Annotated in this window: 17 protein-coding genes and 2 pseudogenes; 9 read left to right on the top strand and 10 right to left on the bottom strand. The window is 64.0% G+C overall.

The window, feature by feature from the left end; all coding sequences use genetic code 11:
* Positions 1–14: 14 nt before the first annotated feature.
* Together CXQ97_RS08140 and CXQ97_RS08145 are read right to left on the bottom strand one after the other, a co-directional pair.
* The gene (locus CXQ97_RS08140) at positions 15–1709 is read right to left on the bottom strand and encodes an FRG domain-containing protein (protein ID WP_146069609.1); all 1695 of its coding nucleotides are present in this window, start codon (positions 1707–1709) and stop codon (positions 15–17) included.
* A gap of 682 nt (positions 1710–2391) precedes the next feature.
* Positions 2392–2958 (bottom strand): annotated as a pseudogene (locus tag CXQ97_RS08145) (recombinase family protein); the annotation flags it as partial.
* Between the two features lie 469 nt (positions 2959–3427).
* Here CXQ97_RS08145 and CXQ97_RS08150 point away from each other — a divergent pair.
* The 6 genes from CXQ97_RS08150 (at position 3428) to CXQ97_RS08175 (ending at position 9149) form a co-directional block, all read left to right on the top strand.
* Positions 3428–3637 (top strand): heavy-metal-associated domain-containing protein, encoded by a 210-nt coding sequence (locus CXQ97_RS08150; protein ID WP_104180605.1) that lies wholly within the window; start codon positions 3428–3430, stop codon positions 3635–3637.
* 38 nt (positions 3638–3675) lie between these two features.
* Entirely contained in the window at positions 3676–4287 is a 612-nt protein-coding gene (locus tag CXQ97_RS08155) for a YdhK family protein (protein ID WP_258062429.1), read from the top strand.
* Between the two features lie 84 nt (positions 4288–4371).
* Positions 4372–6642 (top strand): heavy metal translocating P-type ATPase, encoded by a 2271-nt coding sequence (locus tag CXQ97_RS08160; RefSeq protein ID WP_368784479.1) that lies wholly within the window; start codon positions 4372–4374, stop codon positions 6640–6642.
* Between the two features lie 214 nt (positions 6643–6856).
* Positions 6857–7129, top strand: a complete 273-nt coding sequence (locus CXQ97_RS20290; RefSeq protein ID WP_258062452.1) for a metal-sensitive transcriptional regulator — start codon at positions 6857–6859, stop codon at positions 7127–7129.
* A gap of 205 nt (positions 7130–7334) precedes the next feature.
* Positions 7335–8771, top strand: coding sequence for an MFS transporter (locus CXQ97_RS08170; RefSeq protein WP_219815394.1), 1437 nt, complete (start codon positions 7335–7337; stop codon positions 8769–8771).
* A 48-nt stretch (positions 8772–8819) separates the two neighbouring features.
* Positions 8820–9149 carry a carboxymuconolactone decarboxylase family protein gene (locus tag CXQ97_RS08175; RefSeq protein WP_104180378.1) on the top strand — a complete coding sequence of 110 codons (330 nt, stop codon included), beginning with the start codon at positions 8820–8822 and terminating at the stop codon, positions 9147–9149.
* A gap of 203 nt (positions 9150–9352) precedes the next feature.
* Here CXQ97_RS08175 and CXQ97_RS08180 read toward each other — a convergent pair whose 3' ends face one another.
* Together CXQ97_RS08180 and CXQ97_RS08185 are read right to left on the bottom strand one after the other, a co-directional pair.
* Entirely contained in the window at positions 9353–9982 is a 630-nt protein-coding gene (locus tag CXQ97_RS08180) for an isochorismatase family protein (RefSeq protein ID WP_104180379.1), read from the bottom strand.
* A gap of 88 nt (positions 9983–10070) precedes the next feature.
* On the bottom strand, positions 10071–11165 hold the full coding sequence (locus CXQ97_RS08185) for an LLM class flavin-dependent oxidoreductase (RefSeq protein WP_104180380.1): 1095 nt from the start codon (positions 11163–11165) through the stop codon (positions 10071–10073).
* A gap of 80 nt (positions 11166–11245) precedes the next feature.
* Here CXQ97_RS08185 and CXQ97_RS08190 point away from each other — a divergent pair, with 80 nt between their 5' ends.
* Positions 11246–11851 (top strand): ABATE domain-containing protein, encoded by a 606-nt coding sequence (locus tag CXQ97_RS08190; RefSeq protein ID WP_104180381.1) that lies wholly within the window; start codon positions 11246–11248, stop codon positions 11849–11851.
* 602 nt (positions 11852–12453) lie between these two features.
* Here CXQ97_RS08190 and CXQ97_RS08195 read toward each other — a convergent pair.
* From CXQ97_RS08195 to CXQ97_RS08210, 4 genes are all read right to left on the bottom strand, one after another.
* The gene (locus CXQ97_RS08195; RefSeq protein WP_104180382.1) at positions 12454–15867 is read right to left on the bottom strand and encodes a pyruvate carboxylase; all 3414 of its coding nucleotides are present in this window, start codon (positions 15865–15867) and stop codon (positions 12454–12456) included.
* Between the two features lie 104 nt (positions 15868–15971).
* Positions 15972–16610, bottom strand: coding sequence for an RraA family protein (locus CXQ97_RS08200; RefSeq protein ID WP_104180383.1), 639 nt, complete (start codon positions 16608–16610; stop codon positions 15972–15974).
* A 31-nt stretch (positions 16611–16641) separates the two neighbouring features.
* Positions 16642–17631 (bottom strand): hydroxyacid dehydrogenase, encoded by a 990-nt coding sequence (locus CXQ97_RS08205; RefSeq protein ID WP_104180384.1) that lies wholly within the window; start codon positions 17629–17631, stop codon positions 16642–16644.
* 12 nt (positions 17632–17643) lie between these two features.
* A complete protein-coding gene (locus CXQ97_RS08210; RefSeq protein ID WP_104180385.1) occupies positions 17644–18960 on the bottom strand; it encodes an MFS transporter in 1317 nt (438 codons plus the stop codon).
* Between the two features lie 163 nt (positions 18961–19123).
* Here CXQ97_RS08210 and CXQ97_RS08215 point away from each other — a divergent pair, with 163 nt between their 5' ends.
* Positions 19124–20722, top strand: a complete 1599-nt coding sequence (locus tag CXQ97_RS08215) for an IclR family transcriptional regulator (RefSeq protein ID WP_104180386.1) — start codon at positions 19124–19126, stop codon at positions 20720–20722.
* A gap of 61 nt (positions 20723–20783) precedes the next feature.
* Here CXQ97_RS08215 and CXQ97_RS08220 read toward each other — a convergent pair.
* A pseudogene (locus tag CXQ97_RS08220) lies at positions 20784–21055 on the bottom strand (Lrp/AsnC family transcriptional regulator); the annotation flags it as partial.
* 179 nt (positions 21056–21234) lie between these two features.
* The gene (locus tag CXQ97_RS08225) at positions 21235–22095 is read right to left on the bottom strand and encodes a LysR family transcriptional regulator (protein WP_104180387.1); all 861 of its coding nucleotides are present in this window, start codon (positions 22093–22095) and stop codon (positions 21235–21237) included.
* A gap of 310 nt (positions 22096–22405) precedes the next feature.
* Between CXQ97_RS08225 and CXQ97_RS08230 the strand changes: the two genes are divergently transcribed.
* Complete coding sequence (locus tag CXQ97_RS08230) at positions 22406–23044, top strand: DMT family transporter (protein ID WP_306739636.1); 639 nt, start codon at positions 22406–22408, stop codon at positions 23042–23044.
* Positions 23045–23066: the final 22 nt, after the last annotated feature.

The raw sequence follows: 23066 nt of genomic DNA on the forward strand, positions 1-23066 counted from the left end.
CCACGGATTTCGGTCTACTCGACGACGCGATACAGGTCGCGTAGCAGTGCCTTCGTAATCGGAGAGTCAGGCAACCGACTTCCGATGGACAGCGCCAAGTCCATGAGAATGTCACTACCGTGCGGGACGAAGAGTTCATCTGCTTGGGGTAACACTGGTTTGAGCTCGTGGCGGAGTTTGCCAGGAAAGTAAACGGCGGCTTCGAGATATCGTGCCGCATCGTTGCACCTCCACCCCCAGGTGTTAGTCGTCACCCACCCGCGCTGGCAGGCCGCTCGGCCGTGCGGAGACATCTGAACATCGATTGGTGCACCTGCATCCATGTGCGACCGGAAAACGTAGATGACGCAGTAGTCGTCATCAGCGACGGGTGAGGCCCGCAAAATCCCGGGGGCGGCCAGTTGAAGCTTCGTTGTCGCGAACCAGCAGGCCACAAGGAAGTAATCGGTAAGGTCCAAAGATGGCGTCGCCAGCCCGTAGTGCTGCGCGAACGAGGTCTTCAAGTTGTCGCCATGGAACGTGGACCAAGTTTTCTGGTCGTAAGAGTGTGGCTTTTCGCGTGATACTTCGACGGCAGCTTCGATGAGTGAGTTGAATGCCATGGCCGCAGCTGCCGGGGTAGAGCGTCGGGCGGCACTCGGCAAGAGGGATGGTTCCATTGCATGGGCATCGCCGAAGAGCTTCAGACGCGCCTCACGCGATCGTGGCAAAAAATATTCCCGATTTTGCCCTCTAAACAAGGGGACACCGCCATCCACACTCGTTGACATCGCGCGTTGGCTGTTCTCTTCCAGCAGTGTGATTAGCGAATCGGCGGAGTCGGCGAAGTACCGAGGCACCGTTCGAAACGGGACCGACAAGTGGCCGAAAGGTCCGTCTGTGAGCTTACTGGCTCGATACACAGCGTCGTTCTCGGATAGAAAATCATAGCTATAGACATGGCCATAGAACGGGTCGACCAACCCGGCATGCACTCGGGGTGGAAGAACGAAGCGAGCGGTTTCGTTCACGAACACCCGAGGGTTCTTTTCCCATGGGGGGTCAGACACGTCGTCCACGTGATCGAGGTCGAGATGCGAAAGGCTAGGGGTTTCGCCAAGTGACGGGCTGTGATCCTCTCCAGACAAGCGGCCAATAGGAAGTCCCCACATGCGAAGAATGAAGAGTTCTATGGCGGATTGTGTCTCATCAGGTAGGCGACTGCTCCAGAAAGTCTGGATTCCTGAATCAACGCGCTTCTGCCAAGTATCTAGCACGAGTCCGATGAACGAAGTAAGGACATCCATTGGTTGGATGAGGATATCAATTAGGACATTAGGCCCTGTGATTGTGAACCACGTAGAGTCGGGTGCGTCTGGCCCAATGGGTCGCATGTCAACGAGAGGTTCGAGCCTCAATTCAGAAAGCGCTGACGCGGCGCGCTGGCGTTGCTCTTCGTCGAGTTGCGTGGCGGCCAGGATCCAATTAAGCTGCAGCGCATCGAGATGCAAGTCCACGAGGGCGCCGCTGATCTCCGCGAACAGAGCCTCTCGCACGTCAATGGGCCCGACTAAGTGACTCCTGATGTGGAGGCCTACAGAGGCGAGTGCCTGCTGCCGACGAGATTCATCAATAACGCGGGGAGCTGCATGCACGATTGCAGCGGCCCCAATATTCCGGAGAATTAGGGTGCGGATGTGATTGCGGATGTGATTGCGGATGTGGGGCACGTCTGAATACTCCCATAGAGTGGCGGACGTTCTCTTCTAGCGCCCCGCGCATCGACCACCCACCTGCAAAGTGTAATGGAACCGAAATTGCTTCATTCGGCTACCGCCTCAGGACGCTTCGCTGAGGGTTCGAAGCACCTTGCCCAGGAGGGTGACCTCTAGCCCGCAAAAGGCCGCGGGTTGTTCTCAACAAACGATCCCTTGTTTGGACGTGAGGAAGTCTTGGGCTGCCGACCGCGGAAGTCCAGCGTCTGAGCGGCTCCTGCCTTCGCGCGCTGTCTCAGCAACGTGTCTCACATTGGCTTTTCTCAACAAGGGAAAAGGGGGCCTTTGATGAAACCTTCCACGCGTGCCCTCATCCTTGACCGCCACCACTGTGGTTCGCGCGGGGGTAGGGGAAGCTCTGCCGGGCAAACTCTACGAGTCCGGGGACCTAGGAGGCCTGCTGTTTTTCCAAGGCTGCCCGCAGCAAGGTGATCGCTTTGGGGCCGACGCCGTGCAGCGTAGATAGTTCGTTGAGGTCGATGCCTTGCAGGTCGCTCATGGTGAGTACGCCGCGTTCGGCGAGGGCTCTCGTGGCGGGAGCGCCGATCTTGGGAAGAGGCGCCGGTGTGCTTACTGGCTGGCCGTTGTCGGCAGGGGAGGGTTGGGGCGTGACCACCAGAGGAGTGGTGATCGCTTGAGCTTGCTGGTGACGGTAGAGCGTTGCGCGGCTCCACCCGACGAGTCGGGCGGCTTCCTCAGCGGTCCGTCCTTTGGCTCGGGCGTCGGCGGCGATGTTGAGTTTGTCCGCGATGACCTTCGGGTTCATCACGGGCCGACCGAACTTCGTGCCGTTCTGCTTGGAGGCAGCGATGCCGGCGTTGATGCGTTCTACGATCAGCTCCCGCTCGTACTCGGCAAGGGTGGCGAGCATGTTCAGCATCAGCCTGCCCGTCGACGTCGCCGGATCAATTCCGTCCGATAGGGACCGGACAAGGATGCCGCGGTCGCGGAGCATGTTCACCGTGTTCAGCACATCGATGAGGGACCGGCCAAGTCGATCGACGCGCCACACCACAACGGTGTCTCCTTCGTCGGCGTACCCGAGGAGCTTCTTCATGCCAGGACGATCGATCGCGGACCTCGTCCCCGAAGTCACATCAGCGAACACGTCGCGCTTCTGCACGCCGGCGGCGACCAACGCGTCGAGCTGCAACTGCGCATCCTGGCTCGAGGTGCTGACCCTGGTGTATCCGAGATGCCTCATCCCGCCATTCTGTCTCAGAAACCTTGGATACGAGCAAACCTAAGACGAATCACGGCGAGACAAGTTTCCGAGACAGAAGACGGCCCGTGATTCCGGGGAAGAGGTGGCACAGTGATCGACCCGTTCGAGTGTCTTGTATAGCTTTAGGTTTTCGAGACGCTCTAGAGCGGACCCGGTCGCTGTAGGTGCCCCGTAAGTCGGGCGTGCGCCGGGCATTAGGTCAGTGGGTCTTACGGGGACGGTTCCACCTGTCTCGAGTGAGTCGCGGCCTGGGCCGTGATTGCCCAATGGCGGGTTCTATCGATGTTCGGTGGGGGCACGGTGAGGGTCAGTGACCCGCCCCGCCAGGACTCCTTGGGCAGGATTGGCCTCTCGTCCTTTGCGGGAATACCCGGTGGGGGTATACCGTTATCTTTATCGGATACCCCCCCAGGGTATTTATTGGGATGTCGATGAAGAAGGGGTCGTGTTGGCTGTGAACGAGTACATGTTGGCGGGAATGACGTGTGGGCACTGCGAGATGTCGGTCCGTGAGGAGGTTGCCGCGGTTCCGGGCGTCGAGGACATCCAGGTCAGCGCGCAGACGGGCAAGCTCGTCATCACCGGAGCGGATGAGATCGATGACGAGAAGGTGCTGGCTGCGGTGAAGGAAGCCGGTTACTCGGCGGTGCGGGCCTGATGAAGGCTCCGGCACGGCTTGCGGTCTACGGTGCCGGGATGGTGGTGGCGTTCAGCGGGGCCTACGGGCTCGCCGGCGTCGTCGTGCCGGACAGCGTCGTAGCGGCGTGGCAGGACACGAGCGGGATGAAAGATCACAGCGAAGGGCAGGACGACATGGATCCTCATGACCAGGGCATGAACGAGACCGGGCAGGAAGCCGGCGGCATGGCAGGACACGAGCACGCTCCGGACGGCGGCCCGGCACCCGAGGGCATCACGCCCGCTACCGGCCCGACGTACCCGGTGGGCACGAAGGTCATTCTCACCGCCGGCCACATGCCGGGCATGCAGGGGGCGGAGGCGGTTATCTCCGGTGCTTTCGATACCACGACCTACTCGGTGAGCTACATGCCCACCACCGGTGGGCATCGGGTTGTCGATCATCGGTGGGTCGTCCATGAGGAACTCGAGAACGCCGGCAGCGCGCCTATGGCCGACGGCATGGCGGTGGTGCTCAACGCCGAGCACATGACCGGTATGAGCGGGGCGAAGGCCACGATCGACAGCTCGACCGCCGAGACCGCGTACATGGTGGACGTCGACGCGGACGGCATGACGATGAGCAATCACAAGTGGGTCGTCGAGAGCGAAATCAAGCCAGCCTCCTGACATCCGGGGAGCCTGCGCCCGTCAGGCAGGCGGAAACCAAGCAACAGAGCGGGAATCAGGGTAGGAATCAGAGTGGAGAACGCAGTGAGCACTACAGCACCACCGGCAGGCGGGACGCAGATCGAGCTGGAGGTCGGGGGGATGACCTGCGCTTCCTGCGCGAACCGGATTGAGCGGAAGCTGAACAAGCTCGACGGCGTTCAGGCGAGTGTCAACTACGCCACCGAGAAGGCGAGGGTCACGGTGCCCGACGGGTACGACCCGGCGCTGCTGATCAGTGAGGTTGAGAAGACTGGGTATACCGCCGTGCTCCCGGCGCCCAGGAATAGCGGCAGGGGTGAGGCGTCGTCCACTGAGGACGAGGACGCTCCGAATGCGGAGCTGCTGTCGCTCAAGCACCGGCTGATCGGGTCGATCGTGCTCACCGTCCCGGTGATCGCGATGGCGATGATTCCCGCACTGCAGTTCACCTACTGGCAATGGCTTTCACTCGCCCTCGCCGGTCCGGTGATCGTGTGGGCGGCCTGGCCTTTCCACAAGGCGGCCTGGACGAACCTCAAGCACGGTACTGCGACGATGGACACCCTCATCTCCATGGGCACCGCCGCAGCGTTCCTCTGGTCGCTGTACGCGTTGTTCCTCGGTGCCGCAGGTGTTCCCGGTATGACGCACGCGTTCGAGTTCACCATCGCGCCATCGGACGGGGCTGCGAACATTTACCTCGAGGTCGGGGCCGGGGTGACGATGTTCATCCTCGCCGGCCGCTACTTCGAGAAGCGGTCCAAGCGTCAAGCCGGGGCAGCGCTTCGGGCGTTGCTGGAGCTGGGCGCGAAGGAGGTCGCCGTCCTGCGCGGCGGGGCCGAGGTGAAGATCCCGACCTCGCAGCTGCAGATCGGCGACGAGTTCGTTGTCCGCCCCGGTGAGAAGATCGCCACCGACGGCATTGTCACTGCCGGTACCTCCGCCGTGGACGCCTCGATGCTCACCGGTGAGTCAGTGCCGGTGGAGGTGGCCGAGGGGGACCCGGTCGCCGGCGCCACCGTCAACGCCGGTGGCCGTCTCGTGGTGCGCGCCACCCGGGTCGGGTCCGACACGCAGCTGGCGCAGATGGCCAAGCTCGTCGAAGACGCGCAGACTGGCAAGGCTGAGGTGCAGCGCCTGGCCGACCGGATTTCCGGGGTGTTCGTGCCGATCGTGATCATCATCGCGGTCATCACTCTGGGGGCCTGGCTCGGGGCGGGGTTCCCGGTCGCGGCCGCTTTCACCGCGGCCGTCGCCGTGCTCGTCATCGCTTGCCCGTGCGCCCTGGGACTGGCGACCCCGACCGCACTGTTGGTGGGCACCGGACGCGGGGCGCAGATGGGCGTGCTCATCAAGGGCCCCGAGGTGCTGGAGTCCACCCGGAAGGTTGACACGGTCGTGCTGGACAAGACCGGCACGGTCACCAGCGGCAAGATGACCCTGGTCGAGGTGATCACCGAGCCCGGTGTTGATCGAGCTGAGTTGCTGCGCCTGGCCGGCGCGTTGGAGGATGCCTCCGAGCACCCGATCGCACAGGCCATCGCGAAGGCAGCCACCCAGGAGGTCGGCACCCTCGTGTCACCGGAGGACTTCGCCAACCTCGAGGGCAAGGGCGTGCAGGGCATCATCGACGGGCACACGGTGCTCGTAGGCCGTGAGTCCTTGCTGGCCGAGTGGTCCCAGCGCCTCTCCGGCGAGGTGGCCTCGGCCAAGGTGCGCGCCGAGGGTGAGGGCAAGACAGTCGTTGCGGTTGGCTGGGATGGTGCCGCGCGCGGCATCCTCGTTGTCGCTGACACGGTCAAGCCCACCAGCAAGGAGGCGATCGCCGAGCTGAAGGCACTCGGGCTCACCCCGGTGCTCCTGACCGGTGATAACGAGGCCGTGGCCCGGCAGATCGCATCCGAGGTCGGCATCGAGCAGGTCATCGCCGAGGTCCTCCCACAGGACAAGGTCGACGTCGTCGCCCGCCTGCAGAAAGAGGGCAAGGTCGTCGCGATGGTCGGCGACGGTGTCAACGACGCCCCCGCCCTGGCCCAGGCCGACCTGGGATTGGCGATGGGCACCGGCACCGATGCCGCGATCGAAGCCTCCGACATCACCCTCGTGCGCGGTGACCTACGGGCCGCGGTCGACGCGATCCGCCTGTCCCGCAGGACCTTGTCGACGATCAAGACGAACCTGTTCTGGGCCTTCGCCTACAACGTCGCGGCGATTCCGATCGCCGCCCTCGGCATGCTCAACCCGATGCTTGCAGGCGCGGCGATGGCGTTCTCCAGTGTCTTCGTCGTCGGCAACAGCCTCCGCCTGCGCGGGTTCCGCAGTGTCACGAAGTAGCCCCAAGCCGCGCACCTTCATCTCCATTCGAAGAACGAAAGGCACCACGATCATGACGACTGAAGCGCCCGCTGTCGCTAGCTGCTGCAGCACCACGAAAACGGAGGCTCTCGAGAGCGGCCGTGAGAACCTCCTCGCCGACGCCGGCTGCTGTGGCGGTCCTGTCGAGCACGCCGCTGAACCGGAGTCCGACGCCGAGCACCAGCACGGCTACATCGACGACAAGTCCGGTTATCTGACGCGTATGAAACGCATCGAGGGCCAGGCCCGCGGAATCGCGAGGATGATCGACGAGGAGAAGTACTGCATCGATATCCTCACCCAGGTCAGTGCGCTCACCCGGGCACTGCAGACCGTGGCAACCGGCCTGCTCGACGACCATCTCAAGCACTGCGTCCTCGACGCAGCTCGGATGGGAGACGAGGACGCGGCTCGGGAAAAACTTCAGGAAGCCAGCGACGCCATCAAGCGGCTCGTGCGCTCCTGAATAGCTGGCCTCAGACAACACGCGCAGACCCACTGCCTGACCGAGATTAGCCGAAGCCCTTCTACCCCTGACGCATGAGCGGGGTTCCGTCACGGGCGTCCGGCGGCAAGCCGTGGCCGCCTTCGTGCCCGGCGACACGGGCGAGCTACACCAGCACGGGTCTTCGGCGCGGCTCGACGCCACACCCAAAAGAAAGAGACGACACATGGTCCCTACACCGATGAAGACCCGGCCCCGCGCAGGGCTCATATCCCTGCTCGTGATCGCGACGGCCCAGCTGATGATCGTGCTCGACGACTCGATCGTGAATATCGCCCTGCCCAGTATCCAGGACCAGCTGCGCGTCGATCCCGTGCACTTGCCCTGGATCGTCAACGGCTACATCCTCAGCTTCGGCGCTCTGTTGCTGCTCGGCGGCCGGATGGGCGACCTCTGGGGCCGTAAGCGAACCCTGCAGATCGGTCTGCTGGTCTTCGTCCTAGGATCACTGGCCGGCGGGCTCGGCCAGAGCGCTGAGATGCTCATCGCCGCCCGCGCCCTCCAGGGCATCGGCGCGGCCATGACCGCCCCCAACGTGCTGGCACTGATCGCCACCACTTTCGAAGACAGGAAGACGCGGGACACGGCCTTATCGCTCTACGGGGCAATGTCGGGCATCGGCATCGTCATCGGGTTGGTCCTCGGCGGATTCCTCACCGACGCGCTGAGCTGGCGGTGGGTGTTCTTCATCAACATCCCCATCGGGCTGCTCGTACTTCTCGGCAGCCGCACCCTCGTCGCCCCGCAGCGCAACACCGGACGCCTGGGCCTGCTCGACGGAATCCTGGGCACCGCCGGCATGATCTCCCTGGTGTACGCGATTACCCGCTTCGGCGAAGACGGACTCATCGACCCGGTCGCCTACGCCCTGGTTCTTGGGGCGGCCGTGCTGCTGGCCGCCTTCGTCCTTATCCAACGCCGCAGCCCGAGCCCTCTAGTCCCGCTGAGCCTGTTCAGGGACCGCAACCGCGCAGGGGCCTACCTGACCATGCTGGGGCTTGCGATCGGGCCGATGGGCATCCTGTACGTCGTCACGCTTTACCTGCAGCAGATCCAGCAGTACTCGCCCTTGGTCACGGGCCTGTCGATGCTCCCGTTCGCTGCAGGCATCATCCTCGGCGCGGGTTCCGCCCCGAAGGTTCTGCTGAAGGTCGCCCCGCGGTGGGTCACTGGGGTCGGCGGGTTCCTGAGCACCGCCGGTGCGCTTTGGATCGCCTGGGTCATTTCCGGTGAGGGCGGCTGGCTGCCCATCGCGCCAGGCTTCCTCGTCGTCGCCCTCGGGTTCGGCCTCGGCGTCATGGCCCTGACGCAGGCCGCGGTCTACCGCGTCGAGCCGGACAAGGCCGGTATCGCCTCGGCGTTGCTCAACTCCGCCCAGCAGATCGGCGTCGCCCTCGGACTCGCGGTGCTCGCCGGGGTCGCAGCGACGGTGACCGCCGGTTCCGGTGGCACAACTCAGGCGCTGGTGGGCGGCTACAGCACCGCGCTGGTCGTCGGCGCGGGCATCCTCCTCGCCGCGGCAGTGCTCGCGCTACTCACGCTCAGCGGCCGCGTGAACGCCGAGGAGCACACGATAGACGAACTTGGGATTACCCGGGCTTGAGGCACCACCAATCCCTAAACGGAATCAAACAAGCAAGAAGGAGCAGCAATGCATTCCCATAACGACGAATCAAAGTTTATGGCCGACATCAAGGACGCCGCACCGGAGATGGTCTCGGCATTCTTCGGCTTCGACAAAGCCGTTTTCAATAAGAACACCGGGAACCTCGACCTGGCAACCCGCGAACTGATCGCGGTCGGCGTCGCAGTGACCACGCAGTGCCCGTTTTGCATCGAGGACCACGCCAAGCGCGCCATCAAGGCCGGCGCTTCCAAAGCCGACATCGCCGAAGCCGTCATGGTCGCCGCCGCCCTGCGCGCCGGAGGCGGCGTCACACACGGCTGGAAAGCGATGAAAAGCATCGCCGACGACGAATAGATCCGGGCGGAAGATAGGCAATCGCCGCAATCAGGCACCAACGACGTCTTCGAAGCAGCTACAGCACCCGTCTCGTCGGCAACTAACTCCAAAGGGCGCCCTAGAGACCCGCTACTAGCGCGGCGGGATCTGCGCGGCTGGTAGCGGGCCACCCTAGGTGATCCGGGTGTCTCCGATGGGACGAGGAGGATCGCTTCGTGCTTCTAGCGGGTACTGCGGCCTTGAGTGGCGGAGGTGACGAGGTCGCTCTTGGTCAGCGCCGCGCTTGTGCTTAGTGCGGTGGCCCAGGTCGCGGTGTCGGTCACGGCAGCCCAGTTCGAGTGCAGTAGCGCCATGAGAGTTTCGTGGACCTGGCGTGCGGGTGCGGTACCGGCCTCGTTGGCCAGATCGATTGCGCCGGTCGCGTCGGAGAGGACTTCGACGGCGAAACCGAGGGGCTCGGCGGCTGCAGCGGAAGCGATCACGCAGTTGTTCGTCATGTATCCGGCGAGAGTGATCGTGTCGATCTTTTGTCCGCGCAACCAGGTTTCAAGGTCCGTGTCCGCAAAGATGCTGGAGAACTGCTTGCTGATGCGCTTGGCTGCTGTGTCTTCATAGGCAGCCACCGTGGGGTGGTTCTGCCAGGTCGACGAACCTGCGGCGAACACGGGGGCTTCCGCCGGGAGCTCGTGCTGGACGAGCACGACGGGCGTGTCGGTTTGCTGGGCCGCGTCGATCGCCGCCTGGATGCTGGCGACGGAATCCTGACGAGCCGGGAACTGGATCGGGAGCAGTCCGTCAAAGTATTCCTGCTGGGCGTCGATGACGATGAGGGCTCGGCGTGGTGCGGACATAAGGTTCTCCTTCAGAGAGGGTTGTTTGAGAATGCGTGAAACGTGTGGAAATGGCATGGGTGAGCCGCGGAAATCCGGGGCGTGGGTTTTAATGTGCGGCGGCCGCAAGCGATGTTTCGAGGCGGGGCATTGCGTAGTGATCGGCGATCAGGTTGATCCCTTCCTGGTCGAGGGACGTGGAGTGGCCGCCGATGACGAGCATCATTTCGTCGGCGCCGGTGCGCGATTGGAGGGCGTCGAGTCGAGCGGCGACCGTTTCGGGCGTGCCGTGGAAACTGCGGTCGGTGTAGGCGTCGATGATGTGTCGCTCCTGCATTGTGGGCTGGTAGGCCTCGACCTCGTCCGGAGGTAGGAGCAGGTAGCCTTCGCGTTTGAACATCCGCAGCATCGCCATGGCCGATGTTGCCGCCTGCCGCTTGGCCTCGAGCGGGTCGTTGCTGATGACCGCAGGGACGCTGACGAGGGTGTGGGGCTCGGCGAGCACGTCGGAGGGTTGGAAGCTCTCACGGTAGAGGCGCATGGCAGTGTCGACGTCGGCGTCGCCGAACTGCAGTGCGAACGCATAGGGTCGACCGAGCTGCCCGGCCAACTGAGCCGAGTACGGCGATGAACCGAGTATCCACATTTGCGGCATGGTTGGCGGTGCGCTCACCCGGTTCTCCGCCGCTTGCCAGGGGCCCGGCACCGCGTGGACCTGCCGGTAAGGGTGCCCGGATGGGAAGTCGTCGCTCAGGAATCCGAGCAGCTCCAGGACCTGCTGTGGGAATCCGTCATTGGCGTCCGCTCCACGACGCAACGCGGCGGCAGTGGCCCCGTCCGTACCTGGAGCACGACCGAGCCCGAGATCGATCCGGCCCGGGGCCAGCGCCTCCAGCATTCCGAATTGTTCGGCGATCAGCAGCGGAGAATGGTTAGGCAGCATGACCCCGCCGGCCCCGAGACGGATGCGCACCGTTTCTGCGATGAGACGGGCAATCATCAACGGAGGCGACGACACGGAGGTCGCTCCCATCCCGTGATGCTCGGACATCCAGAACCTGTGAAAGCCTCGCTCATCGGCGGTCCGCGCGAGCAAGATGGTGCTCTCGAGCCCTTCCGCAGCTGTCATCCCGACGCCCGTGCCGCCGGCGGAGAGAACGGACAGTGTGAACGGCGCCGTACCCGATGGTCGACTCAACCCCACAGCAACTCCTCATGGGAAAAAGGTATTTTTGGCATGACTAGAGCCTAACATCTGTCTCACGGTTAAAAGACACTGATAACATGAGAACCATGTCAGAAACACCGTTGGCCGCCGCACCAGGCGCCCAGGAACATCCGAGCCTCGCCCTGGTCAACAGCGCAGGTGGCGTGGCGGTCGGCAAGGACTACGACGAGATGAGCACTCCAGAGGCCGCTGCGGCTTGGCTGATGGCACGTGATCTCATCGGACAGGACGCTGTGCTACACGAGCATTGCCAAGGCCGGCTCGCGGCGCTGCGCGCGGACCTGCGCAATCTCTTCACCGCTCACACCACCGGCGACGTCCCCACGACCTCCGCGGTACACGCCCTGAACTTCGCCCTGACCTGCGTCCCCGGCGCTCTGCTATTGCGGTTCGACCCACCAGGAGGATTCACCCGTCGCGCCGACCACCCCACGACTCAGGTCGTAGAACACGTCATGGCCGTGATCGCCGAAGATGCCGCCTCGCTGCTCAGCGGCGACCAGGCCTCGCAGCTCGCGTCCTGCGAAGCGGACTCCTGCCAGCGGTTCTTCCTCCGCACCCACGCTCGACGGCAATGGTGCTCAACCCGATGCGGTGACCGCGTCCGCGCCGCGCGTGCCTATTTACGTAAACGCTCAATCCACAGCCCGCAAACCGCGTGACCCACCCCGACAGGCCGTCGCGCCATCCCAGATCTCCGCTCGTGACTGTTGGATACGGTTGGTCCTGCGGAAACAGGCGATCACCCGTCAAGTGGTGCGACAATCGCGCCGCTTATCGCTGTTGCCCCTGTTGCTTGCCCGGAAATCAGCAGGAGCGGACGCCCCGTTTCCTCCGAGGCCCATGCTAGGCGCGCTCCATAAATGGTCCGGGTGTACTGTCCGCAACCAGCTTATGGATTTCGCAGGGCGATACCCTGTCGCCGCCCGCTACCCGTGCCGCTGCGACCCCTCTTAGGCACCACGGGTGACACGCTGATGTCAACGTCGTCGCTGTAGTGAAACGCCCGCCGACTACCGCTTCGCAGGGGCACGACCCAGATGACGGTGGCGTCCTCGGTGAGGACGTCAACCGAAGCTTCATAGGGCAGCTCTTTGCCCTCCTGCACAGTGACCCGATCGCGGGGATGTAATCCTGACCAATCTCTCCGCCCGGTAGGGGCGGAAAGATTGGATGGGAAGGAAGAGATGTACGGTCTTACTCGCCGGCGGAGGGGTTGTGCCATGATCGCGTGCTGCCTTTCCAGGTTTTCAATCAGCCGCCGTCACACGGGGGTGATGACGAGGAGGAGGTCTCCGCCCTGGGCTGGTGCGGTGCCGGTGAAGGCGACGCGTTGGATGATCCCGGCGATGGGTGTGGTGATGTTGGCTTCCATTTTCATCGCTTCGATGGTGGCGACCGTGTCTCCGGCGGCGACGGTGGCCCCTTCGGTGTGGGTGATGGTCACGGAGCCGGCGAACGAAGCAGCGATGTGGCCGGGGGTTCCCGGGTCTGCTTTTTCGGCGGCCTTGACGTCGCTGTCGACGCTGCGGTCGCGCACGCTCACGGGTCTCATTTGCCCGTTGAGGGTGCACATCACGGTCCGCATTCCCTTCTCGTCGGGTTCCCCGACGGCTTCGAGGGTCGCGATGAGCCGGACGCCTTTTTCGAGTTCCATGACGTGCTCGGTGTTCGGCTGCAGTCCGTAGAGGTAGTCCGCGGTCCCCAGGACGGAGACGTCGCCGTAGGTGTCGCGGATACCCTGGAAATCCTTGGTGGGTCCTGCGAACAGCAGGGTGTTCAGTGCCGTCCTGCGCTCCTTCGGTGTTCCTGCGAGCTTCTTCTCGTCATCGGTAGACAGTTCGGCGGTGCGGGGTTTGAGTTCCCTGCCCTGGAGGGCTTTGGTGCGGAAGGGCTCGGGCCAGCCACCGGGCGGGTTCCCGAGGTCCCCGTTGAGGAACCCGATGACCGAGTCGGGGATGTCGTAGTCCTGCGGGTTGTCCTCGAACTCTTTCGGATCGGCATTGGCGCCCACGAGGGCCAGGGCAAGATCCCCCACGACCTTCGAGGACGGTGTGACTTTCACGAGCCGTCCCAGGATCCGGTCGGCCGCGGTATACATGTCCTCGATGGCCTCGAACCGTTCGCCCAGCCCCAGGGCGATGGCCTGCTGCTTGAGGTTGGAGAGCTGACCTCCCGGGATCTCGTGCCGATACACCCGGCCCGTAGGGCCCGGCAGGCCGGACTCGAATGGGGCATACATGCGCCGCACAGCCTCCCAGTAGGGTTCGAGCGCGCACACGGCATCCAGGTCTAGGCCTGTGTCCCGGGGTGTGTGGGCCAGGGCGGCGACAAGAGCCGACGCGGAGGGCTGGCTGGTCGTTCCGGCCAAGGGGGCGCTGGCGACGTCGACGGCGTCGACGCCGGCGTCGGCGGCGGCCAGCAGGGTGGCGAGCTGCCCGCCGGCGGTGTCATGGGTGTGCAGGTGCACCGGCAGGTCGAAGCGTTCCCGCAGGGCTGTGACCAGGCGCGCGGCGGCGGCCGGCCGGAGCAGGCCCGCCATGTCCTTGATGGCCAGGATGTGCGCGCCGGCGTCGACGATCCGCTGGGCAAGATCCAGGTAGTAGTCCAGGGTGTAGAGCTTCTCGGCAGGATCCAGCATGTCCGCGGTGTAACACAGCGCTACCTCTGCGACGGCGGTCCCTGTGGCCCGGACCGCCCGGATGGCCGGCTCCATCTGCGACACGTCGTTGAGGGCGTCGAAGATCCGGAAGATGTCGATCCCCGAGGAGGCGGCTTCCTTGACGAATGCGGTCGTGACCGCCTCTGGGTACGGGGTGTAGCCGACGGTGTTCCGGCCGCGTAGCAGCATCTGCAGGCAGATGTTCGGCATCTCCCGCCGCAGCACGTCGAGCCGTTCCCACGGGTCCTCACCCAGGAACCGCAGCGCGACGTCGTAGGTCGCACCACCCCAGGCCTCCACCGACAGCAGGCCGGGAGTCAGGGCAGAGACACTCGCACCGGCCGCGGCAAGATCGCGGGTCCGCACCCGGGTCGCCAGCAGAGACTGGTGCGCGTCCCGGAACGTCGTGTCCGTGACCGCGACGGCGGTCTGCTCCCGCAGGTGACGCGCGAAACCCTCCGGACCGAGTTCCAGGAGCTTCTGACGGCTGCCCGCAGGCAACGGCTTGTCGCCGGACTCCTCCGGCAGGGCGGGGAGTTTTTCCCGTGGGTCCAGGTGCGCGGGGCGCGCCCCGTTGGGTTGGTTGACGGTGACGTCGGCGAGCCAGGTCAGCAGCTTCGTGCCCCGATCGGCCGGCACGCGCGCGGTGAGAAGCTCGGGGCGTTCGTCGATAAAGGACGTCGCCACATTCCCCGCGATGAAGTCCGGATCATCCAGGACAGCCTGCAGGAAGCTGATGTTCGTCGACACGCCGCGCACCCGGAACTCCGCCAGGGCCCGGCGCGCACGCGTCACCGCGGACGGGTAGTCACGGCCCCGGCACGTCAGCTTCACGAGCATCGAGTCGAAGTGCGGGCTGATCTCCGCACCCGCATACACGGTGCCGCCGTCGAGCCTCACGCCCGCCCCACCCGCGGACCGGTACGCCGAGATCCGTCCGACGTCAGGCCGGAATCCGTTGGCGGGGTCCTCCGTGGTGATCCGCGACTGCAGGGCTGCACCCCGCACGTACACTGTGTCCTGGCTCAACCCCAGATCGGCCAGGGACTCCCCAGCGGCGATGCGCAGCTGCGCCTGCACGAGGTCGACGTCGGTGACCTCCTCGGTCACCGTGTGCTCGACCTGGATCCGCGGGTTCATCTCGATGAACACGTGCTGGCCCGCCCGCTCCCCGACCGTGTCGACCAGGAATTCCACCGTGCCCGCGTTGACGTACCCCAGGGCCGTCGCGAACTTCACGGCATCACGGTGCAGGGCCTGCCGGATCCCCTCGTCGAGGTTGGGGGCCGGGGCGATCTCGATGACCTTCTGGTGCCGGCGCTGCAGCGAGCAGTCCCGCTCGAACAGATGCATCACATTCCCCTCGGCGTCCGCGAGGATCTGCACCTCGATGTGCCGGGGACGCAGGACAGCCTGTTCCAGGAACATCGTCGGATCCCCGAACGCGGATTCCGCCTCGCGCATCGCCGCTTCCAGCGCATCCGGCAGCGCTTCGCGGGTGTCCACCCGGCGCATCCCCCGGCCGCCGCCACCGGCCACGGCCTTCGCGAAGATCGGGAACCCGATCTTCTCGGCTGCGGCGGTCAGTTCGTCGACGTTGGCGCTCGGACGGGAGGAGGCGAGCACGGGGATGCCCGCCGCACGCGCGGCGTCGAGGGCCTTGACCTTGTTACCCGCGAGCTCCAGGACATCGGCCGGCGGCCCCACGAAGGTGATGCCCGCCTCCGCCGCTGCCCGGGCGAGCCCGGGGTTCTCGGACAGGAACCCGTACCCCGGATAGATCGCGTCACAGCCGGATTCCCGCGCCACGCGGATGATCTCCTCGATGTCGAGGTACGCCCGAACAGGATGCCCTTCCTCACCGATCAGGTACGCCTCGTCGGCCTTCTGACGGTGGATGGATCCGCGGTCCTCGTAGGGGAAGACCGCGACGGTTTTAGCTCCCATTTCGTGGCCGGCGCGGAAGGCCCGGATGGCGATCTCGCCGCGATTGGCTACCAGAATCTTCGAAAACATCGGTGTCCTTCACAAGTGATGGTGCGAACGTGCACCTCCCTGCTGATGGTGCTGGCAGGGAGGTGCGCGGGGGGAGTGGTTGGAACGGCGGCGGTGGGTGGGGCTTAGAGCGCGGCTGCTTTCACGCGGTCGCGGATGTTCCGCTCGATCTCTTCCTGGGCCGGCAGTTTGTGCAGTGTTTCTGCGATCTCTGACTGGGCGACGACGACGATGCCGTCGTTGTCACCGACGACGACGTCTCCTGGGTTGCAGACGACGTTGCCGCAGGCGACGGGCTTTCCGACGGTGCCGGGCCCGTTCTTGGAAGGTCCGGCCGGTACGACGGCGCGGGCGAAGACGGCGATACCCATGTCGTTCATTTCCTCGACGTCGCGGACCGCGCCGTCGATGATGACACCACGGATGCCTTTGCTGAGGCAGATCTCTGCGAGGATCCCGCCGAAGACCGAGCGGTTGGTGACCCCGTTGCCGCTGATGACGAGCACGTCACCTGGCTGGGCTTCATCGAGTCCGCGGTGGATGGCGAGGTTGTCGCCTTCCCAGACCTGGACGGGGAAGATCGCGCCACCGAGTCTGATGCCTGGTGTGAGGCAGCGGATGTCGGCGCTCATCATGTCCATGCGGTTGCGCACGTCGCCGATGAGGGCTGCCGGGTAGGCTGCGAGGTCGCGCACCAGGTCCTGCGCGGGGCGTGGCCATTGGGGGTGGACGGCGATGTTGTCTGCTGGTGCGTTGATGTACACGATGAAGTCCTTTTATAGGGGGGAGCTTGGGTCAGGCGGGTACGCGGCGGATTTGTTCGGCATTCACCGGGTGAAGTGGTTCTCCACCGGCGAGCACTTTTTGGACCGCGGTCCATGCCGAGCGCCCGGCCTCCAGGAATGCCTCGGTGCTCTGTCCTGCGATGTGGGGTGTGATGATCAGCCCGGGCACCGGTTCGGTCGTCATGGTGCTGTGGCTGAGCGGGTCTTTCATGTCCGTGCTTTCGCCTTCAAGGACGTCCAGCGCCGCTCCTGCCAGGGCTCCGGACGTGAGGGCGACGCGCAGCGCGCTCTCGTCGATGAGTCCCCCGCGGGAGGTGTTGATGATGACCGCCGAGCTTTTCATCGATGCCAGTTCCTGTGCGCCGATCATGTGCCGGGTCGAGGGCAGCAGGGGAGCGTGGATGCTGACGATGTCGGATGCCTCGAGCAGTTCCTCGAGGTCGACCGGTGTCGCACCCGCGTCGAGCACGTCGTGTTCAGCGGCATAGGGATCGCTGACGAGGACGTCCATGCCGAACCCTCGGGCGATGGTTGCCACGCGCCGTCCGATGGCTCCGAACCCGACCAGACCGAGGGTCTTCCCGGAGAGCTCGAAACCGATAAGGTCCGCTTTGCCTTCGCTCCACTTGCCATGACGAATGTTGTCGTGGGCGAGCAGGAGCTTGCGTGCCGTCGTCAGCAAGAGTGCGAAGACGTGTTCGGCGACAGCGTTCCCGTTGGCACCCGGGGTGGTGGTCACCCACACTCCCTGGTCGGAGGCTGCCTGCAGATCGACGTTGTCGGTGCCCACACCGTGCCGGGCGATGATCCGTAAGCGGGGAGAAGCTTCGATGAGCTCGCGGGAGAACGTTTCCGCGCGGAGGATCACACCGTCCACGGTGTCGCTGACGTCCAGGTAGTTGACCTTGGTGGGTCCGTAGCCGAGGTGGACGGTGGCCGATGCCTGAACTTCCGTAAGGACGTCGGAGTGGATGGTGTCTGATACGTAGATGACCGTCACGGGGAGGGTGTCCTAGCGGTAGAGGTGGGAGGACAGGTCGGAGTTCGGCTTGACCGTGAGGCCGACGACGAGGAGTCCGAGGATTCCGGCGCCGACGAGCATGTAGGCGGGGACGAAGTTGTTGCCCGTGGCGTCGATGAGGTAGGTGGCCAGGTAGGGGCCTGCGCCACCGCCGATGACTGCTCCGACGCTGTGCCCGAAGGCGACGCCGGTGTGGCGGACACGGGTGGGGTAGAACTCGAGCATGGACCCGTAGGTGCCTGCCTGGCAGAGGGCGTAGGGGATGATGCCGATGCCAAGGCCCAGCAGTGCCAGCCCGAAGGAGTTCTGGTTCATCAGCAGGAACGAGGGCAGTGTGACCAGAATGTAGGCGATGTAGGACCACAGCAGGACCTTGCGGCTGCCGATGCGCCCACCGAGTTGCCCGGCGACGGGGATCACGAAGGCGGCGAAGAGGACAGCCAGAAGGACGATCGTCGACGCTTCACCCTTGGTGAAGCCGAGGATCTCGCTGAAGTACACGGCGACGAACACGGTGCCGATGTAGGTGCCGATGTTCTGGACCAGGGCGATGGTTGTGACTTTGGTCAGGGCCTTCGGGTACTGGCTCAGTACTTCCTTGAACGGGGTCTTCGTGACCGCGTTCTGGCTCTGGATCTCCCGGAACTCCGGGCTGTCTTCGACCCTCAGCCGCATGATCAGGCAAAGGATGCCCAGCGGCAGGGCGAGAAGGAACGGGATGCGCCAGCCCCAGGACTCAAGGACATCGGCGGGCATCGCTGCTGCGGCCAGTGCGGCCAGGCCTGCTGCCAGGCCCTTGCCGAGCTGGGCGATGCTGGGAATGAAGGAGACGTAGAGTGAGCGGCGCTCCGGGCTGGCCCATTCACGGATGTAGGAAGCGGCGCCGCCGATCTCACCACCGGTGGAGAAGCCCTGCAGCATCCTTAGCACCACCAGCAGGATGGGGGCGAGGACGCCGATCTGCGCGAAGCCTGGCAGGAGTCCGGTCAGTGTCGCGGCAGCGCCCATGAGCGTGATGCTCGCGATCAGGCTCACCCGGCGGCCGCGCTTGTCGCCGAGACGGCCGAAGAAGATCGCGCCCAGCGGGCGGACGATGAACGCGGAGCCGAAGACCAGCAGGGTGCTCAGCAGTGATGTGACCGGGTCATCGCTGGGGAAGAAGACCAAGCCGAGGGTCGCTGCGACGTACCCATACACGCTGAAGTCGTAGTACTCGATAAATGTTCCGAAAGCAGCGACACCGGTTGCTTTCTTGGCTTTCGTCCGCCGGGTTGCTGCGTCGTCGACCGTGACCGTGGGAGCAGTCATTCGAAGACCTCTCTGTCTTAGAAAAATGGGACACCGTCTCACTTCTGGTGTTGTTCAAGGATGCATGTGCTCTAGCTCACTGTCAATCACGTGCGGCGAAGCAACGTCGATCAGGGACCTCGTGGTCAGTCAGGGCGGAAGATCGGCGTGAGATACTGCGACGGTGGAGCAAGCGGATCAGGGAACTCATCGCGATGGCGCCGCGGAAATCTTCTCGATCGTCGAGGCGCTTATCGGTCGTCGGAACTACGGATGGGGTGTCAGGGAACTCGCCGATCACCTCGGCGCGAATCGAAGCACGGTCAATCGCCTTCTGTCCCGGCTCGTCGAGGAGCGCCTGGCGTCCCGGGATGTCAGCGGCGCCTATGTGATCGGGCCGCGACTGAAAGTCCTGGCGACCACGATTCAGGAGAATCACCCGCTGTTCGTCGCTGGCGGACGGATCCTTTCGCACCTCAGTGCGACCACAGGAGCGACCGCCGTCCTTGCCGTCGAGTCGCCCAAGCCGGAGGAATGCTTCGTCCTGGTGTCCAAAGAACCGACGTCGCCGGTGCGCTACACCCTGCCAGCAGGAACAACGCTGCCCACGCATGCAGGAGCGCTGGGCCTGGCGATCCTTTCCCGCCGAGGAACAGCAGGTCTGTCCAAGCATCTGAAAACGTTCACGGCGGACTCGCGTACGGACGTCAACGGGATTCAGGAGGTCCTCGACAGGTACGCCGACCTCAACGCCGTCGTCAGCATCGGGCAGCACATCCCCGACGCCGCCGGCATCGCAGTGCCCCTAACCATCACGAAGAGCGTGACCGGATCAATCTCCGTGTCTCGCCCACGCAATGAGTTCCGCGAATCCGACATCGTTTCGGTAGCTCGGCTCCTCAATCGGGCCGCAGCCGAACTGGAAGCGAACTTGGACGCCCAATATCCGGTCGCAGACCCTTCGGTGCAGACCCCAAACCCGTCGACGACCCTGATCCAACGTATTTCGCGCCTTCTGACTGCTCTATGTGCCAACCCGGCCGAGGAACTGAACATGCAGTACCTCACCACTGTCATGGGAACCAGATCGGTCGCAACACGGAGGCTGATCGATGCGGCATGCGAGGCAGGTCTCATGACCAGTAGCCAAACCAGCAGCTTTTCCGCCGGACCCACTCTCCTGCGCTGGGCGGCCGCCCTAGGATGCAGCACGAGTCTTCAGAACTTGATCGACGAGGATTTGCAGGCACTTTCCGCCGACACCGGAGAGACCGTAGGGCTGGCGATCTACGACCACGAAACCCAGAACGCCCACTTTGCCTCTACCTATTCGGCCGTCCGCACCATCCAGTACGTCCTCGAGCTCGACTCCCAAATACCCCTGCATGCAGGAGCAGCGGGCAAAGCCATCCTCGCTCACCTGCCGGAGCAACTGCGTCCGGGTGCGCTCAAATCCTTCACGGAACGCACCATCACCGACCCTAAAATACTTACCCGAGAACTGGGTATCATCCGCACCCGCGGCTGGGCTGCAGGTGACGGGGAACGAATTCCCGAAGCTTACGGGGTAGCGGCACCCTTCTTCATCAACGGACTCATCGGAGGCTCCATCACCATCACCATCGCCCGCTATCGGATTGACGAAGTATCCGCAGACAAGCTTGCCGAGGCGATCGTGTCGACGGCCAGGAAAGTGACCGAACTGCTTTCGATCACGGATTCCTCTCCTAAAGCGATAAAAAGCGGTCGGTCCTGCAAGGTGGAGACCAGAGCAGCTCTGTAATCACCATCAGCGATAGCGGCAAACACGAGACGTCCATTGCTGTGTGGGAAACTCCTGGGGCTCAATCGGTGATGATGGTCAGTAGCTGACTCATCCCGTAGGGGATGGGCTGACGAAGGAACATGCTGGTTCTGGTGCGCACAATCCCTGGATAGAGCCGGATCTCTTCAAAGACGCGGTACAGGTCATCGGGGTCCCGGGCGACGACGCGGCACAGCAGGTCTGTCTTGCCTGCCGGCGCGAGACATTCGATGATCTGGGGTATCGCTCGCGACCCTTTACCGCTACATCGATCCGGTGCTGGTCGAGTTCTGCTGCTACATGCGCTGAGATCAGAGTCCGTGGCTCTGTCTCGCTGAGCATCGATTCGACGACGAGCTCGATGAGCCGCGTTACATCTCGCACATACACCTGCTCGGATATGCGCTCACGATGGAGACTTCGGAGCTACGAACGCTCAGATCGAGAGCACGCAGGGGATCCTCATTGGCCCGTTGGAGTAGATCATTCGCCTACGAGGTCGAGTTAAGTGTGTCGCGAATTGCGCTGATGAAGCCGTCGACGTCGGGATGGGCTGGTTCCCTCCAGAGTAGTTCAACGGTGATGGGAGGCGCGTCCTCGAGGGGGAGGAACATGACATCCGGCGCGGAGTAGAAGTCTTGAGTGGCGATACCTGTCACTCCGATGCCTTTGCGGGATGCTATGGCCATCAACCAGTCGTCCGTGTTCGTAACATCGATTGTCTGCGGTTGGTGGGCGAAATTCGCCCAGAGAGTCGGCGTGGTCGTTCCGGACACCGTATTGATGACCACCGTTTCTGTGGTGAGAAGGCTGAGGTTGAGTGACCTTCGGTTCGCGAGGTGATGGTCTTTGTGTAGTGCGACTAGTCGCGGCTCTCGTTGAACGAGGGCTCGGTGCAGTCCGGGTTCAGTGTCGCCGACGTCCCGCACGATGGCAGCATCGACGGAACCGTTGGGGAGCCCGGCTAGGCGTTGATCGATTCGATGAAGCTCGAGTACTTTGCCGGGGTTCCGCTGCTGCCAGGTCGCAAGGACCTGTGGGGTGGCGCTTCCAAGGACGCTCCAGGCGTACCCCACTCGGAGAGGGCCTGTTTCTCGAGTGGAGGGGTCAAGCGTGTCGTCGAGTAGCTGCACAGCGCGCCGCGCGCGGGGGAGGAATTCCTTTCCCGCTGGGGTTAGTCGGAGATGCCGTGTCGACCGTTCCACGAGCTGCACCCCCAGGTGCTTCTCTAGCTGTTGAAGGAGCCGGCTGGCTGCGGGTTGCGTGATGTGCTGAGCTTCCGCCGCGCGGGTGATTGTTCCTAGTTCCGCGATAGCGATCAGCATCCTCAGGTGGCGAACGTCCGCAGTCATGTTCTCAGGGTATAGACCCGGAAGATTGGCATTTCTCCTGTCCGAGATCATTCGAGACGCTGTGACTATGTCAACCGATACCCGTTCCGCCTCTGTGGGGCCGTCGTTGGTGCTTCTCGCTCTTATCTGTCAGGAAGTTGGGGCGTCAGTTGCGGTGCAGCTGTTCCCCGCGGCGGGACCGGTGGGTATGGTGGCGCTGCGCTTGTGTTTCTCGGCGGTTGTTCTGCTCGCTGTGACTCGCCCGTCATTACGGGGTCGTACCCGGCACGCTTGGCAATCGGTTGTCGCTTTCGGGTTTGTGCTCGCGGCTATGAACACCTTTTTTTACCTGGCGTTAGAGAGGCTGCATCTTGGCACTGCGGTCACGATCGAGGTGCTGGGGCCGCTGGTTCTGAGCGTGCTAGCAGGCCGGCGATGGCTGAGTTTGTTGTGGGCCGGGATCGCCGCGGCCGGTGTCGCGCTGCTGGGCGGCGGCGCGACCGAGTTAGACCCTCTGGGAGTGCTTTTCGCCTTATTGGCTGCCGTGATGTGGGCGGCGTACATCCTCCTGTCTCGATCCTCCGGAACACATTTCGACGGAGTCAGCGGACTGGCGATCGCTCTCGCGATCGGCGCGCTTCTCACGACACCGGTTGCAGCGTTCACCGCAGGCCCCAGGCTGCTCGATCCAGCAGTCCTCGCTGTTGGCCTCGGCGTAGCGCTGCTCTCGACCGCCATCCCATATGCGCTGGAACAAACCGCCCTGCGCAGGATCACAACGGAGACGTTCGCAGTGCTGCTTTCGCTGGCGCCAGCCGTTGCGGCCCTGGCCGGATTCATCGTGTTGCATCAAGCTCTCACCGCCATACAGCTCGTGGGAATCGCATGCGTCGTGATCGCCGGTATTGGAGCCGTGAGGACCGCACGCCGAAACTCTGATCCGTCTGTTGTCGTTGCGACGATAAGTTGAGGCCTGCCCGAGGGGCTAGGAA

Source organism: Arthrobacter sp. B0490 (assembly GCF_002929355.1).
Taxonomy (GTDB): Bacteria; Actinomycetota; Actinomycetes; order Actinomycetales; family Micrococcaceae; genus Arthrobacter_D.

Coding starts and splice junctions, on each gene's coding strand:
- CXQ97_RS08225 (WP_104180387.1), bottom strand. CDS start 22,095: ATGACTGCGGACGTTCGCCACCTGAGGATGCTGATCGCTATCGCGGAA.
- CXQ97_RS08230 (WP_306739636.1), top strand. CDS start 22,406: ATGAACACCTTTTTTTACCTGGCGTTAGAGAGGCTGCATCTTGGCACT.
- CXQ97_RS08180 (WP_104180379.1), bottom strand. CDS start 9,982: ATGTCCGCACCACGCCGAGCCCTCATCGTCATCGACGCCCAGCAGGAA.
- CXQ97_RS08155 (WP_258062429.1), top strand. CDS start 3,676: ATGGTGGTGGCGTTCAGCGGGGCCTACGGGCTCGCCGGCGTCGTCGTG.
- CXQ97_RS08210 (WP_104180385.1), bottom strand. CDS start 18,960: ATGACTGCTCCCACGGTCACGGTCGACGACGCAGCAACCCGGCGGACG.
- CXQ97_RS08175 (WP_104180378.1), top strand. CDS start 8,820: ATGCATTCCCATAACGACGAATCAAAGTTTATGGCCGACATCAAGGAC.
- CXQ97_RS08195 (WP_104180382.1), bottom strand. CDS start 15,867: ATGTTTTCGAAGATTCTGGTAGCCAATCGCGGCGAGATCGCCATCCGG.
- CXQ97_RS08190 (WP_104180381.1), top strand. CDS start 11,246: ATGAGAACCATGTCAGAAACACCGTTGGCCGCCGCACCAGGCGCCCAG.
- CXQ97_RS08170 (WP_219815394.1), top strand. CDS start 7,335: ATGGTCCCTACACCGATGAAGACCCGGCCCCGCGCAGGGCTCATATCC.